The organism is Escherichia sp. WS3063, assembly GCF_046486595.1.
Taxonomy (GTDB): Bacteria; Pseudomonadota; Gammaproteobacteria; order Enterobacterales; family Enterobacteriaceae; genus Escherichia; species Escherichia coli.
Genome location: NZ_JBJQKY010000007.1, coordinates 188,303 through 202,404 on the forward strand (window position 1 = coordinate 188,303; position 14,102 = coordinate 202,404).

General features: G+C 53.1%; 14 protein-coding genes. 7 read left to right on the forward strand and 7 right to left on the reverse strand.

Going from position 1 to position 14,102, the window contains the following annotated elements:
* The first annotated feature begins 96 nt into the window (after nt 1-96).
* Nucleotides 97-1,377 (forward strand): stationary phase inducible protein CsiE, encoded by a 1,281-nt coding sequence (csiE, locus tag ACJHYW_RS09820; RefSeq protein WP_000983021.1) that lies wholly within the window; start codon nt 97-99, stop codon nt 1,375-1,377.
* On the opposite strand, the gene ACJHYW_RS09825 is transcribed toward csiE, so the two are convergent.
* Both ACJHYW_RS09825 and hcaR read right to left on the reverse strand, forming a co-directional pair.
* On the reverse strand, nt 1,369-2,508 hold the full coding sequence (locus ACJHYW_RS09825; protein ID WP_000244185.1) for a 3-phenylpropionate MFS transporter: 1,140 nt from the start codon (nt 2,506-2,508) through the stop codon (nt 1,369-1,371). The two genes, csiE and ACJHYW_RS09825, sit on opposite strands and share 9 nt — an antisense overlap.
* Nucleotides 2,509-2,667: 159 nt before the next feature.
* Nucleotides 2,668-3,558, reverse strand: coding sequence for a DNA-binding transcriptional regulator HcaR (gene hcaR / locus ACJHYW_RS09830; protein WP_000423249.1), 891 nt, complete (start codon nt 3,556-3,558; stop codon nt 2,668-2,670).
* A gap of 135 nt (nt 3,559-3,693) precedes the next feature.
* Between hcaR and hcaE the strand changes: the two genes are divergently transcribed.
* The 6 genes from hcaE to ACJHYW_RS09860 all read left to right on the forward strand — a co-directional run bounded on the left by hcaE (nt 3,694) and on the right by ACJHYW_RS09860 (nt 8,430).
* Nucleotides 3,694-5,055, forward strand: a complete 1,362-nt coding sequence (gene hcaE / locus ACJHYW_RS09835) for a 3-phenylpropionate/cinnamic acid dioxygenase subunit alpha (protein WP_000211190.1) — start codon at nt 3,694-3,696, stop codon at nt 5,053-5,055.
* On the forward strand, nt 5,052-5,570 hold the full coding sequence (gene hcaF, locus ACJHYW_RS09840) for a 3-phenylpropionate/cinnamic acid dioxygenase subunit beta (protein WP_001276075.1): 519 nt from the start codon (nt 5,052-5,054) through the stop codon (nt 5,568-5,570). The genes hcaE and hcaF overlap by 4 nt, the downstream gene beginning before the upstream one ends.
* A complete protein-coding gene (locus ACJHYW_RS09845) occupies nt 5,570-5,890 on the forward strand; it encodes a bifunctional 3-phenylpropionate/cinnamic acid dioxygenase ferredoxin subunit (RefSeq protein ID WP_001080102.1) in 321 nt (106 codons plus the stop codon). The genes hcaF and ACJHYW_RS09845 overlap by 1 nt, the downstream gene beginning before the upstream one ends.
* Nucleotides 5,887-6,699, forward strand: a complete 813-nt coding sequence (hcaB, locus tag ACJHYW_RS09850; RefSeq protein WP_001281377.1) for a 3-phenylpropionate-dihydrodiol/cinnamic acid-dihydrodiol dehydrogenase — start codon at nt 5,887-5,889, stop codon at nt 6,697-6,699. Before ACJHYW_RS09845 ends, hcaB begins: the two co-directional genes overlap by 4 nt.
* Nucleotides 6,700-6,708: 9 nt before the next feature.
* The gene (gene hcaD, locus ACJHYW_RS09855; protein WP_000660776.1) at nt 6,709-7,911 is read left to right on the forward strand and encodes a phenylpropionate dioxygenase ferredoxin reductase subunit; all 1,203 of its coding nucleotides are present in this window, start codon (nt 6,709-6,711) and stop codon (nt 7,909-7,911) included.
* A gap of 96 nt (nt 7,912-8,007) precedes the next feature.
* Nucleotides 8,008-8,430: a DoxX family protein gene (locus ACJHYW_RS09860; protein ID WP_001087250.1), complete on the forward strand. Its 423-nt coding sequence runs from the start codon at nt 8,008-8,010 to the stop codon at nt 8,428-8,430.
* Nucleotides 8,431-8,477: 47 nt separating this feature from the next.
* Here the strand turns inward: ACJHYW_RS09860 and ACJHYW_RS09865 are convergent, their stop codons facing one another.
* From ACJHYW_RS09865 to ACJHYW_RS09885, 5 genes are read right to left on the reverse strand one after another with little or no spacing between them, the layout of a single operon-like run.
* A complete protein-coding gene (locus tag ACJHYW_RS09865; RefSeq protein ID WP_000158508.1) occupies nt 8,478-9,350 on the reverse strand; it encodes an aldose 1-epimerase in 873 nt (290 codons plus the stop codon).
* A gap of 11 nt (nt 9,351-9,361) precedes the next feature.
* Nucleotides 9,362-10,456 (reverse strand): zinc-dependent alcohol dehydrogenase family protein, encoded by a 1,095-nt coding sequence (locus ACJHYW_RS09870; protein ID WP_000700792.1) that lies wholly within the window; start codon nt 10,454-10,456, stop codon nt 9,362-9,364.
* A 32-nt stretch (nt 10,457-10,488) separates the two neighbouring features.
* Nucleotides 10,489-11,487: an ABC transporter permease gene (locus ACJHYW_RS09875; protein WP_001276657.1), complete on the reverse strand. Its 999-nt coding sequence runs from the start codon at nt 11,485-11,487 to the stop codon at nt 10,489-10,491.
* A gap of 24 nt (nt 11,488-11,511) precedes the next feature.
* Nucleotides 11,512-13,023 carry a sugar ABC transporter ATP-binding protein gene (locus tag ACJHYW_RS09880; protein WP_000493451.1) on the reverse strand — a complete coding sequence of 504 codons (1,512 nt, stop codon included), beginning with the start codon at nt 13,021-13,023 and terminating at the stop codon, nt 11,512-11,514.
* Nucleotides 13,024-13,045: 22 nt separating this feature from the next.
* Entirely contained in the window at nt 13,046-14,029 is a 984-nt protein-coding gene (locus ACJHYW_RS09885; protein WP_001124875.1) for a substrate-binding domain-containing protein, read from the reverse strand.
* Nucleotides 14,030-14,102: the final 73 nt, after the last annotated feature.

Consider the following 14,102-nt stretch of genomic DNA (forward strand, 5'->3'; position numbering starts at 1 on the left):
CGCTTGCCAACATTTCTGATGATTAGCATTCCCTTCGCCATTTCCCTGAGCAAACTTTAGCTATTCTTATCAATTATGCTTATGGGAGATCTACAGATGATGCCTACGCTTGCTCCACCATCTGTCCTTTCGGCTCCCCAGCGCCGCTGCCAGATCTTGCTGACACTCTTTCAGCCGGGGTTGACCGCCACCACGGCAACTTTCAGCGAGCTTAATGGTGTGGATGATGATATTGCCAGTCTTGATATCAGCGAAACAGGACGGGAGATCCTGCGCTATCATCAACTCACACTGACTACTGGTTATGACGGTAGCTACCGGGTTGAAGGTACAGTGCTTAACCAACGTTTGTGTTTATTTCACTGGCTACGACGTGGTTTCCGTCTGTGTCCGTCATTTATTACCAGCCATTTCACCCCCGCCCTGAAGAGTGAACTGAAGCGGCGCGGAATTGCGCGTAACTTTTACGACGATACCAATCTACAAGCGTTAGTGAATCTCTGCTCCCGACGGCTGCAAAAACGCTTTGAAACGCGCGATATTCATTTCCTGTGTCTGTATCTGCAATATTGTTTGCTGCAACACCACGCTGGAATTACGCCTCAGTTTAATCCGCTCCAACGTCGCTGGGCGGAATCCTGCCTTGAATTTCAGGTAGCGCAGGAAATTGGACGCCACTGGCAGCGTCGGGCGCTCCAGCCTGTACCGCCTGATGAGCCACTGTTCATGGCATTACTTTTTTCCATGTTGCGGGTTCCCGATCCACTGCGGGATGCGCATCAGCGGGACAGACAACTGCGTAAGTCTATCAAACGTCTGGTTAACCATTTTCGTGAGCTGGGAAATGTTCGTTTTTATGATGAACAGGGGTTATGCGATCAGCTTTATACCCACCTCGCCCAGGCGTTAAATCGCAGTTTGTTTGCCATCGGTATTGATAACACCCTGCCGGAAGAGTTCGCCCGCCTGTATCCACGCCTGGTGCGTACCACCCGCGCGGCGCTGGTCGGATTTGAAAGTGAATACGGCGTCCATCTTTCTGATGAGGAAAGCGGTCTGGTCGCGGTGATTTTCGGTGCCTGGCTAATGCAGGAAAACGACCTGCATGAGAAACAGATTATTCTACTGACCGGTAATGATAGCGAGCGAGAAGCGCAGATTGAGCAACAGCTACGCGAACTAACGTTACTGCCGCTCAACATTAAACATATGTCGGTAAAGGCATTTTTGCAGACAGGCGCTCCGCGCGGTGCGGCACTGATTATTGCGCCTTATACCATGCCGTTACCGCTCTTTTCACCACCGCTGATCTATACGGACCTGACGTTGACAACACATCAACAGGAGCAGATCCGCAAAATGCTCGAATCAGCATGAGGGAACAACTTTCGGGCGCAAAAATATTGCCGGAAACGCCACCAGCGCCATCACCCAGAACACGCCGTGCCCCAGATATTGATACAGGAAACCGGCGAAAACGGTCATGATCGCAATACTGCCGCCCATCGCGACGGCAGAGTAAACCGCCTGTAAACGGATGACTTCGCTACCCTGGCGAGCGGCAATATAGCGCATGGCGGCCAGGTGGCAGACCGTGAAGGTGCCGCAATGCAGAATTTGCACCACTATCAACCACGGCAACGCCGTAGTTGCTCCCATAATGCCCCAGCGCACTACGCCGCAAATCGCCGAGATCAACAGCATATCGCGTGCACTACAACGGCGGAAAAGTTTATTACTCAGCGCAAAGATAATGACTTCCGCCACCACGCCCAGCGACCACAAATAGCCCACCGCCGAGGCCGAGTAGCCAGCAGCCTGCCAGTAAATGGCGCTAAAACCGTAATAGGCCGCATGCGCCCCCTGCAATAAACAAACGCAGGCCAGAAAGCGCCAGTTCTGGCGAACCAGCGCCAACCACGCAGACCAACCGGTGCTCTCCTGCTGGCGGCTTGCCCCTTGTGGCTGAATCGTCGGACGGATGAGAAAGCCGAGCAGCATGGATGCCACGCCCAACGTTAACAGCGCGAGGATCACCCGATAATCAAACATACTGACCAGTTTGCCCGTCAGCGCCGAGCCAATGACAAACGCCACCGAGCCCCACAGTCTCACTTTGCCGTAATCAAGCGGGAACTGCTTTTGCCACGTATTCGCCAGTGCATCGGTCAACGGTACCAGCGGTGAGAAAAAGAGGTTAAAGCCAATCATCACCAGCATCAGCCACGCTACGTGCGCCCCCGCCCAGAAGGCGACAGCAAAGAGAAGTGTCAGCAGTGCCAGCACGCGCAAGGCGGAAATCAGGCGGGAAGGATCGCTGACGCGGGGCGCGATGAGCAAACTCCCGAGGAAACGGGCAACCAGACCCGCCCCCAATAACAGGCCGATGGTTTCTGGCGTTAAACCAATCCCTTTAAGCCAGACGCTCCAGAAAGGTAGAAAAATGCCGTAACTAAAAAAGTATGTGAAATAGCCGAGCGCCAACCAGCGCGTGGATTGCAAAACCATGAGTCCCTCCCGTCAGGAGGCGTTAGTCTGGGGTTAATCGAATGTTGGTGCAAGTTGAAAAATAAGAATATTCGAGCCTGCTTCCTGATGTCTGTAACGCCAGTTCACAAGCACTAAAAAACTGCGAGCCGCGACGCATGTTGCAAAAATAATGCGTAATTATGCCGTTACGCATGCCAAACGTTCCTGCACAATGGCGATGAAATCGCGTAATGCCGGCTTCATCTCCCCTTTCTTCCACGCCATCAGTAAAGCAATGGCAGGCACATTTCCGGCAATGGGTCGAAATACCACCTGGCCGGTATTAAAATTATTCATATAACCGGGTATCAAAGTGACGCCCAGCCCCATCCCCACCAGATTCATGGTCACCAGAATATTCGTTGCCACCTGGACGATATTTGGCTGGCTGTTTTCTTGCGCAAACCACGCTTTAACGATCGGCGCAAGCGAACCGGAATACGCTGGATCAGTACTGACGAAATTCACGCCATCCAGTTGCGCGGCAGTGATCTCTTTTTCATGTGCTAAAGGGTGATCAACCGGTAACACCACCACTAATGGTTCGTCAAAAAGCTCCAGATAATCAATCTCCGGGCTATAAACGGGATGGCGCATTAAGCCGACGTCGAGTTCACCACGGCGAATTTTTTCTTCCTGTTCCGTGGTGATTAAACTCACCAGCTCAATTAAGGTGTCTGGCTGTCTGAGACGAAACATCGGTAATACTTTTGGCAGTAAATTCACTTCCGCCGATGGCACAAAGCCAATGGTTAATTGTCTGTCTTCCTGAACAATTTTCCGCGCCCGTAATTTGGCATTTTCCGCTTGTTCGAGGATTGCCAGCGCGTCCTGGAGAAAACATTCTCCCGCCGCCGTCAACGCGACTTTGCGCTTATCCCTCACCAGTAACGGAACACCGACACAGTTTTCAAGATCGCGGATCTGGCTGCTTAACGAAGGCTGTGAGGTATGCAGTTTTTCCGCCGCACGGGTAAAGTTCAGTGCCTGCGCCACTGCGACGAAATAGCGTAAATGCCGTAGTTCCATCACCTTCCCCTTGTTATCGAAAAAACGTCTCAGCTGGTAGAAATTAACTATTTCACATATTAGCAACCAACCAGCAACATCCTTATGGCACAAAAATAGAAGGTCAATACATCTTATCTTTCAGGATTAAAAAATATGACCACACCCTCAGATTTGAACATTTACCAACTGATTGACACCCAAAACGGTCGGGTCACTCCGCGTATTTATACCGACCCGGACATTTACCAACTGGAGCTTGAGCGCATTTTCGGTCGTTGCTGGCTATTTCTCGCCCACGAAAGCCAGATCCCAAAAACCGGTGATTTCTTTAACACCTACATGGGAGAAGATGCGGTTGTCGTGGTGCGCCAGAAAGACGGCAGCATCAAGGCGTTTCTCAACCAATGCCGCCACCGGGCCATGCGTGTGAGTTATGCAGATTGCGGCAACACGCGCGCCTTTACCTGCCCGTATCACGGCTGGTCTTATGGCATTAACGGCGAGTTGATCGATGTACCGCTGGAACCTCGCGCCTACCCACAAGGGTTGTGTAAATCCCACTGGGGACTAAACGAAGTTCCTTGTGTGGAGAGTTATAAAGGGCTGATTTTTGGCAACTGGGATACCAGCGCACCGGGCCTGCGTGATTACCTTGGTGACATTGCCTGGTATCTGGATGGCATGCTGGATCGTCGCGAAGGCGGCACCGAAATTGTCGGCGGCGTACAAAAGTGGGTGATCAACTGCAACTGGAAATTCCCGGCAGAGCAGTTCGCCAGTGACCAGTATCATGCTCTGTTCAGCCATGCTTCTGCCGTTCAGGTATTAGGGGCGAAAGATGATGGCAGCGATAAGCGTCTCGGTGATGGACAAACTGCCCGCCCGGTGTGGGAAACCGCCAAAGATGCGCTGCAGTTTGGTCAGGACGGTCACGGCAGCGGTTTCTTCTTTACTGAAAAACCGGATGCTAATGTCTGGGTCGATGGCGCAGTTTCCAGCTATTACCGCGAAACCTATGCCGAAGCAGAACAACGTTTAGGTGAAGTTCGCGCCCTGCGCCTGGCGGGTCATAACAATATTTTCCCCACGCTTTCATGGCTCAACGGCACTGCCACGCTCCGCGTCTGGCATCCGCGCGGCCCTGATCAAGTCGAAGTGTGGGCGTTCTGTATTACTGACAAAGCTGCCTCCGATGAAGTTAAAGCCGCTTTTGAAAACAGCGCCACTCGTGCTTTTGGTCCTGCTGGTTTTCTCGAGCAGGATGACTCGGAGAACTGGTGTGAAATCCAGAAATTGCTTAAAGGCCACCGCGCCCGCAACAGCAAACTGTGTCTGGAAATGGGGCTTGGTCAGGAAAAGCACCGCGACGACGGCATTCCTGGCATTACTAACTATATCTTTTCAGAAACGGCCGCTCGTGGAATGTACCAACGCTGGGCCGATCTTCTGAGTAGCGAAAGCTGGCAGGAAGTGCTCGATAAAACCGCCGCTTACCAGCAGGAGGTGATGAAATGAGTGCGCAAGTTTCACTGGAGTTACATCACCGCATTAGCCAGTTTCTCTTTCACGAAGCCAGTCTGCTGGATGACTGGAAATTTCGTGACTGGCTGGCACAGCTCGACGAAGAGATTCGTTACACCATGCGCACCACAGTTAACGCGCAAACACGCGACCGCCGCAAAGGCGTCCAGCCGCCGACGACCTGGATTTTCAATGACACCAAAGACCAGCTGGAACGGCGAATCGCCCGTCTGGAAACGGGTATGGCCTGGGCAGAAGAACCGCCGTCACGCACCCGTCACTTAATCAGCAACTGCCAGGTAAGTGAAACCGACATCCCAAACGTATTTGCTGTGCGGGTAAATTATCTGCTTTATCGGGCACAAAAAGAGCGCGATGAAGCGTTCTATGTCGGGACTCGTTTTGACAAAGTTCGCCGTCTGGAAGATGACAACTGGCGCTTGCTGGAACGGGATATCGTCCTGGATCAAGCGGTGATCACTTCCCATAACCTGAGTGTACTGTTCTGATGAATCGAATTTATGCGTGTCCCGTTGCGGATGTGCCGGAGGGTGAGGCTCTCCGGATCGATACCTCGCCCGTCATCGCCCTGTTCAACGTAGGCGGCGAGTTTTATGCCATTAACGATCGTTGCAGCCATGGTAATGCGTCGATGTCAGAAGGGTATCTGGAAGATGACGCCACGGTGGAGTGCCCGCTGCACGCCGCCAGTTTTTGCCTGAAAACGGGGAAAGCATTATGCCTGCCCGCCACCGATCCGCTAACCACTTATCCAGTACACGTTGAAGGTGGTGACATCTTCATCGACTTACCGGAGGCGCAGCCATGAGCGATCTGCATAACGAGTCCATCTTTATTACCGGCGGCGGATCGGGATTAGGCCTGGCGCTGGTCGAGAGATTTATCGAAGAAGGCGCGCAGGTTGCCACGCTGGAACTGTCGGCGGCAAAAGTCGCCAGTCTGCGTCAGCGATTTGGCGAACATATTCTGGCGGTGGAAGGTAACGTGACCTGCTATGCCGATTATCAACGCGCGGTCGATCAGATCCTGACTCGTTCTGGCAAACTGGATTGTTTTATCGGCAATGCGGGCATCTGGGATCACAATGCCTCACTGGTTAATACTCCCGCAGAGACGCTCGAAACCGGCTTCCACGAGCTGTTTAATGTCAACGTACTCGGTTACCTGCTGGGCGCAAAAGCCTGCGCTCCGGCGTTAATCGCCAGTGAAGGCAGCATGATTTTCACACTGTCAAATGCCGCCTGGTATCCTGGCGGCGGTGGCCCGCTGTACACCGCCAGTAAACATGCCGCAACCGGACTTATTCGCCAACTGGCTTATGAACTGGCACCGAAAGTGCGGGTGAATGGCGTCGGCCCGTGTGGTATGGCCAGCGACCTGCGCGGCCCACAGGCGCTCGGGCAAAGTGAAACCTCGATAATGCAGTCTCTGACGCCGGAGAAAATTGCCGCCATATTACCGCTGCAATTTTTCCCGCAACCGGCGGATTTTACGGGTCCGTATGTGATGTTGGCATCGCGGCGCAATAATCGCGCATTAAGCGGTGTGATGATCAACGCTGATGCGGGTTTAGCGATTCGCGGCATTCGCCACGTAGCGGCTGGGCTGGATCTTTAAGGAAGCACGATGAAAGAAAAAACGATCATTATTGTCGGTGGCGGGCAAGCGGCGGCAATGGCTGCGGCCTCGCTACGCCAGCAAGGGTTCACCGGTGAGCTGCATCTGTTTTCCGATGAGCAACATCTTCCTTATGAACGCCCCCCGCTCTCGAAATCCATGTTGCAGGAAGATTCCCCACAGTTGCAGTCTGTGTTACCCGCTCACTGGTGGCAGGAAAACAATGTTCATCTGCATTCCGGTGTAACCATCAAAACATTGGGCCGCGACACACGAGAGTTAGTGTTAACCAACGGCGAAAGCTGGCACTGGGATCAGCTTTTTATAGCAACCGGCGCGGCAGCCCGACCGCTGCCGTTGCTTGATGCACTGGGAGAACGCTGCTTTACTCTGCGCCATGCCGGCGATGCCGCCAGACTGCGAGAAGTTCTGCAGCCCGAACGGTCAGTCGTGATTGTCGGTGCCGGAACTATTGGTCTGGAACTGGCTGCCAGCGCCACGCAGCGCGGATGTAAGGTGACAGTGATTGAACTGGCGGCAACCGTCATGGGCCGTAATGCACCACCGCCCGTGCAACGCTATCTTTTACAGCGCCATCAGCAGGCTGGTGTGCACATTCTGCTCAATAATGCCATTGAACATGTGGTCGATGGTGAAAACGTAGAACTGACGCTGCAAAGTGGCGAAACGCTTCAGGCCGATGTGGTGATTTACGGTATTGGTATCAGCGCCAACGACCAACTGGCTCGCGAGGCCAACCTTGATACTGCCAATGGCATTGTCATTGATGAGGCTTGCCGCACCTGCGATCCCGCGATCTTTGCCGGTGGCGATGTGGCAATCACCCGTCTTGATAATGGTGCACTACACCGCTGCGAAAGCTGGGAAAACGCCAATAACCAGGCGCAAATTGCCGCTTCCGCAATGTTGGGGCTACCGCTTCCGCGACTGCCGCCGCCGTGGTTCTGGAGCGATCAGTACAGTGATAACTTACAGTTTATTGGCGATATGCATGGCGATGACTGGCTTTGTCGTGGCAACCCGGAAACTCAGAAGGCGATTTGGTTTAATCTGCAAAACGGCGTGCTTATCGGTGCAGTCACGCTGAATCAGGGCCGTGAGATTCGCCCAATCCGCAAATGGATCCAGAGCGACAAAACGTTTGATGCGAAACTGCTGACAGATGAGGACATCGCGCTTAAATCACTGTAACCAGGATAATTAGCGAATATCTCAACTCCTGGGGCGTGGCGAGGTGCCAGAGTGTGTATTACGTTTAAATCACATTATCTTGCAAAGGGATTGGTTATGAACTCACTACGTTATTTTGATTTTGGTGCTGCACGCCCCGTTTTGTTATTAATTGCCCGTATCGCCGTGGTCTTAATTTTCATTATTTTTGGTTTTCCCAAAATGATGGGCTTTGACGGTACGGTCCAATATATGGCCTCGCTGGGCGCGCCAATGCCGATGCTGGCAGCGATTATTGCGGTAGTTATGGAAGTGCCCGCCGCGATATTAATCGTGCTTGGCTTTTTCACCCGTCCGCTGGCGGTGCTGTTTATTTTCTACACGCTGGGTACAGCGGTAATTGGTCACCATTACTGGGATATGACCGGCGATGCGGTTGGGCCAAATATGATTAATTTCTGGAAGAATGTCAGTATCGCTGGCGCATTCCTGCTGTTGGCAATTACCGGGCCGGGAGCGATTTCTCTCGATCGGCGTTAGGAAAGATGCCGGATGCGGCGTGAACGCCTTATCCGGCATTTTATAAATTACAGTAACGCAACCCGCAACGACATCTCTGAAGTTGTTGATTCCCCTGGTGCAAGCGCAATGAGGTCACCACCTTCCGGGCGATGATGGTCATCCGGCGCATGGCTCATCGGTTCCAGACAGAAGAAATCAAACGCATATCCTTTATCAAACGCCGGGTCTGAAACAAAGATGAAATAACACGGTGCAGGTGTCGTCGTTTCCATGATGATGGCATAACCCTCCTGCGGCTGCTCGATGCGGGCCTTACCATTCCATCCGGCAAAACCATTGTTTACCCACTGGCGCGGCAACGGCGTGAGCTGGTTAAAATCCAGTTCCTGCGGTAGCTGCTCGCAAAACTCACCCGCCAGCCACTGCTCCCGCTCCAGCCAGTAACCGCTCGCCTGTGCCTGAATCCGCGTTTGCGGCGACAACGGAAAATAAGGATGCCAGCCGGTACCAAATGGCAGCGTCTCTGCCCCTTGATTGGTAACAGCGAGCGTCACCGTCAGCGTATCCGCCGTTAAATGAAACGCCTGACTTACCCGATAGTGATAAACACCGCTGAGATGTTCATACACCAGACACAATCTATCATCGCTGCGCGAGACACATTGCCACTCGCCCAACCAGCCATCGCCGTGTAGATAATGCGCATCCCACTCAACATTCGGTTGCAGTTGATACTCACGCCCCTGCCAGACAAAACGGTTGCCGCTCACCCGGTTTGCAAATGGTACCAGCGGAAAACAAGAGGCATCGGTTGCCACACCGCTTTTTTTACCAGGACGTAGCAGCGGCGTCGTATCGCGCCAGAAGCCTTCGATTACGCCGCCCTGATCAGAAACGTCCAGCTTTAGCGGCCCGTGAGATAAGGTATAGATGGTCATCCGCAGACTCCTTAATCCGGGAAATTAATCACAACTTTCCCACATTTGCCACTTGCCATCAGTGCATAAGCATCTCCCGCCTGTTCCAGCGAGAAACGGTGGGTAATGGCGTTACGCGGCCACAGTTTCCAGTCCGTTAAATCGTGGGCGCATTTTTCCATATGGAACAGACTGGTCACCCAGGAGCCGATAATCCGCCGTTGATGGTGCATCAGGTCGGCGCTAACCTCGAACTCGACTTTTCCGGTTTCACCAATGTAAACCACGCGTCCCCAGTCAGCAGTGGATTGCAGTGCCAGCAAGCGACCTGCGGCATTACCGGAACAATCGAGCGCAACATCCGCGCCGCCGTGGGTGAGTTCGGCGATAATCTGCGACAGACCTTCGGTCGTTGCTAAATAGCCGTGATCCATCACCCCTAACTGTTTCGCCATCGCCAGACGTTCCGGCAGCATATCAACGCCGATGATCCTTTTTGCACCGCGACCTTTTGCCAGCATCATCGCCATCATGCCGACCGGCCCCAGACCGACCACCAGCACGTTATCACTGCCGGAAACTTCGCCGCGCAAAATCCCTTCATACGCTGTACCAACGCCGCAACTGATAAACGCACCATCTTCGTAACTCAGTGCATCCGGCAGGAGGATCAGATCTTTTTCTTCCGCCAGCAGGTATTCAGCATGGCCGCCGTCACGCTGCCAGCCGTAAGCCGCTTTTCCTTCGCCAGTACAAGAGATAGGAAAACCACGACGGCAGTTCGGGCAAAAACCACAGCCAGAAATGTGATACACCAGCACACGGTCGCCCTCTTTAAAATGGCGGCAGCCTTGCCCCATCGCCACAATTTGCCCGCACGGTTCATGACCGTTGATAAATCCCTGGTATAACGGTTTATCGGGTGCCGCCGCCGTAGCGCGGTGCTGGTGGTAGATATAGTGGACATCGCTTCCGCAAATTCCGGAGGATTTCATTTTGATCAGTACCTGGTTAATACCCGGCGTCGGCACCGCAACTTCCCGCAGATCGACGGTCGAATTTCCTGGTAAATAAGCTGCCAGCATCGTTTTCATAAATCCCTCATTAACAATACGATTAATTTTCATCCCTGCCGCACCCGCGCCAGGGGCGTTTAGGTTTAGCGTTTCGCTTTACTGCTTCGCTGAGTCAGCAAGATATTCGCCAGCACCGCCACCACGATGATGACGCCGCGCACCACCTGCTGGAAAAAGGAGTTAATCCCTAGCAGCACCAGACCGTTACCGATTAGCGTAATCACCAGTACGCCAAGCAGCGTACCGAACAACGAGCCGCGACCGCCGGAAAGCGCCGTACCGCCGACCACGACCGCGGCGATGACGTCAAACTCCAGACCGTTTGCGGCACCTGCGTTACCGGAACCGAGGCGCGCCGCCAACAAAATGCCGGTCACCGCCGCTAATAATCCCGAAAGGGTAAAAATAAGAATGCGTACCCGACGAACGTTAATACCGCACAACTGCGCTGCAGTGGCATTACCGCCAACAGCAAAAACCGAGCGCCCGAAAGCGGTTTTGCGGCTAATGAACACAAACAGCGCAAATAACACCATCATGATCAGCGCGGATACCGGCACACCGAGAAATTGTCCGCCCAGCCAGTCCAGCACTTCGTTTTCGTTAATTGGCACTGGCAAGGCGTTCGTCATAAACAGCCCCATTCCGCGCAGGGCGCTCCATAAACCCAGCGTGGCAACAAAACTTGGCACGTTAAACACGCCGCGCAGCACCCCGGCGAGCGTTCCCATCAGCGCACCTAACAGCAACACCAGCAGACAAGCAATCGCCAGCGGAACGTCAAATTGCAGCAAAAATGCCAGGCACACCGAGACAAAAGCCACCATCGGCCCAACGCTGACATCAATTTCCCCGGAGATAATAATCAGCGTCATCGCCCAGGCGGCGATCCCAATGGTGGCGGCATCACGCAGCACGTTCATCTGGTTATTCAATGAGATAAAACCCGGCGCGTTCAGGGAGAAGACCAGATACAAAATGGCAATCACCACCAGCAAACCGATCTCATTAATATGGCGACTGACAAATTGTTTGAGCGAGACGCTCTTGCCCTGCGGCAATGGTAATGACGAAGCAGACATCTTCAGGTTCCTCGGTAAAATTCATCAGTGCACAGACAGAATGGCGGACATCAGCTCATCCACATTGACCGGCGAGTGAAACTCCTGCGAGAACGTACCGTGCTGTAATAACAGGATGCGGTCACACACCAGCGGCAACTCCTCCACTTCACTGGAGATAAACACCACGCTTTTTCCTTCGGCAGCCAGCTCGCGGACAATACGGTAAATCTGCTGTTTGGCTTCGATATCGACGCCACGCGTTGGCTCGTCGAGCAACAAAATCTGGCTGGCGGCATAGACCCAACGACCGATCACCACTTTTTGCTGATTGCCGCCAGAAAGCGTGCCGATGGGCGTTTCGCTACTGGCGGCCTTGACCGTCATCCGCTGCATCACCTCTTCGGTCAGGCGGCGGATGGTGGACCATTGCAGCACACCGTTGGCGCTGATTTTTTGCCGATTGGTCAGCACTGTATTTTCGTCAACGCCCAGCCAGGGAATGATCCCCGCTTCTTTGCGGTTTTCTGGCGTATAGCCAATGCCGCGTTTCAGCATGTCGCCGTAATCGGGGCGCGTGATTTTCTCGCCGTTGATAACAATTTCGCCCTGTTCATACGTCTCCAGCCCAACTATGGCTTTCAACAATTCACTGCGCCCTGCCCCCAGCAGGCCAGCAATGCCGAGCACTTCGCCACGACGGAGCGTAAAACTGATATCCTCCAGCTTGGGCTTATGGCGTAACGCACGGACTTCCAGCACGGTTTGATCCATAATTTCCTGAGGGGCAACCGGCGCAATATCAACGTGATCGCGCCCGAGCATTAGCGACACAATATGATGCGTAGAGGTGTTTTCGAGCATCACATCGCCCGCCACCTGACCATCGCGCATAACGGTGGCACAGGAGGCAATGCGGCGAATTTCTTCCATCCGGTGGCTGACATAAATCACCGCCACGCCCAGTGCCGACATCTTTTTCACCGCGCTGATCACCAGTTCAACTTCCGCACTGGCAAGCGAGCTGGTGGGTTCATCAAGAATGACCACGCGCGGCTCGCCCTTCATCACCCGCGCAATTTCCACCAGTTGCTTTTGCGCCGGGCTTAGCGTTGAAACAAATTGTTCAGGGCTAACGTCAACGCCCAGCGCCTGTAAGCAACGTTGGGCATCCTGCGCCATTTGCAGGTAATCAATCATGCCGTTGCGGCGGGGCCACTGACCAAGGCAGAGGTTTTCCGCCACTGTCAGCCCTTCCACCAGACTTAACTCCTGATAAACCGCACGAACCCCCAGTTCAGCGGCACGGCGAGTCAGCGTAGCTTCGTCACCTTCCAGTCGCGTCTCGCCAATCCAGATATCACCGCTATCCGGACGTTCACTGCCGGTAAGCATTCGAATGAGGGTCGATTTGCCCGCGCCGTTTTTGCCTAACAGCGCACGAACTTCGCCTTTATTGAGCGTGAAGTTAACGTTATCCAACGCAACGACGCCGGGATAACGCTTATTTCCTGCCACCACTTTTGCTACCGGGACTGCTTCTGTTGCCGTGAACATAGGGACCTCTGCGAATCAGCGATTAGGGCAGACCATCAACGTGCGTTGCCAGCCACTGTTTACCGTCTTCCGTTTTGGTATAGAGATCGATAGGCACCTGAATCACTTTTTCACCGTCGGCTTGTTTATTGATAACCTTCAAAGTTTGCGCGAAAACAGCATTGCCCATTTTCTTACCGGAAATATCCACCACCGCTTTCAACACCTGATTGTTTTCCAGCTCCTGAGCAATTTCAGTGGTCATATCCGAACCGAAAACAGCAATTTTTCCGGCCTGATTTTGATTACGTACCGCTTTTACCGCGCCGAGTGTCGCTCCGCCCGATTCCCCCATAATGGCGTTGAGATCCGGCGTGGAGATAATCAGTTTTTCACCAACGGAAATCGCTTTATCTAAAACAGTCCCTTCCTGATTAGCGACTATTTGCGCGCCGGGAACGCGGGATTTTAATACTTCTTCAAATCCTTTACGTCGCTGCACACAAACTTCAAAGGCTTCGCAATTGATGACGGCAATTTTCGGCTGGTCAATTTTGTTGGCAATAAAATAATCGGCGGCAGCATTACCCAGTTTTTTACCAAATTCCAGCGGATCGCCGACCAGATACGCCGAGACATATTTATCGACGCCTTTTTGATTAATACAGGTGTTGTAGCAAATCACCGGAATACCCGCTTCACTGGCGCGACGAACGGTACGGCTACTGCCATTTTCAGACACTGCCGATAAAATAATGGCATCGACATTACGCGCCACGAGGGTATCAACAAAGGTACTTTCTTTCGAAATATCACCCTGGGCGTTAGTTTCAATTAACTGTACCTGTACTGAAGAATCTTTTGCCGCATCCTGAACACCCTGACGCACGCCAGCGTAATATCCCTGGGTATCAAGGTATATTGCGCCAATGGTCATTTCTTTATCCGCAGCCCTGGCAAATAGTGCGCTACCTAATAGCGTAGCCATTAATAATAGATTACGGGTTATTCTCATTTTTTTAGGCATAGTGCCTCCTGTAGGGTTTTTATTTACAACGGCTCATTTTAATTATTTGAGCGTGAGCGGCAGCGCGTGCCGC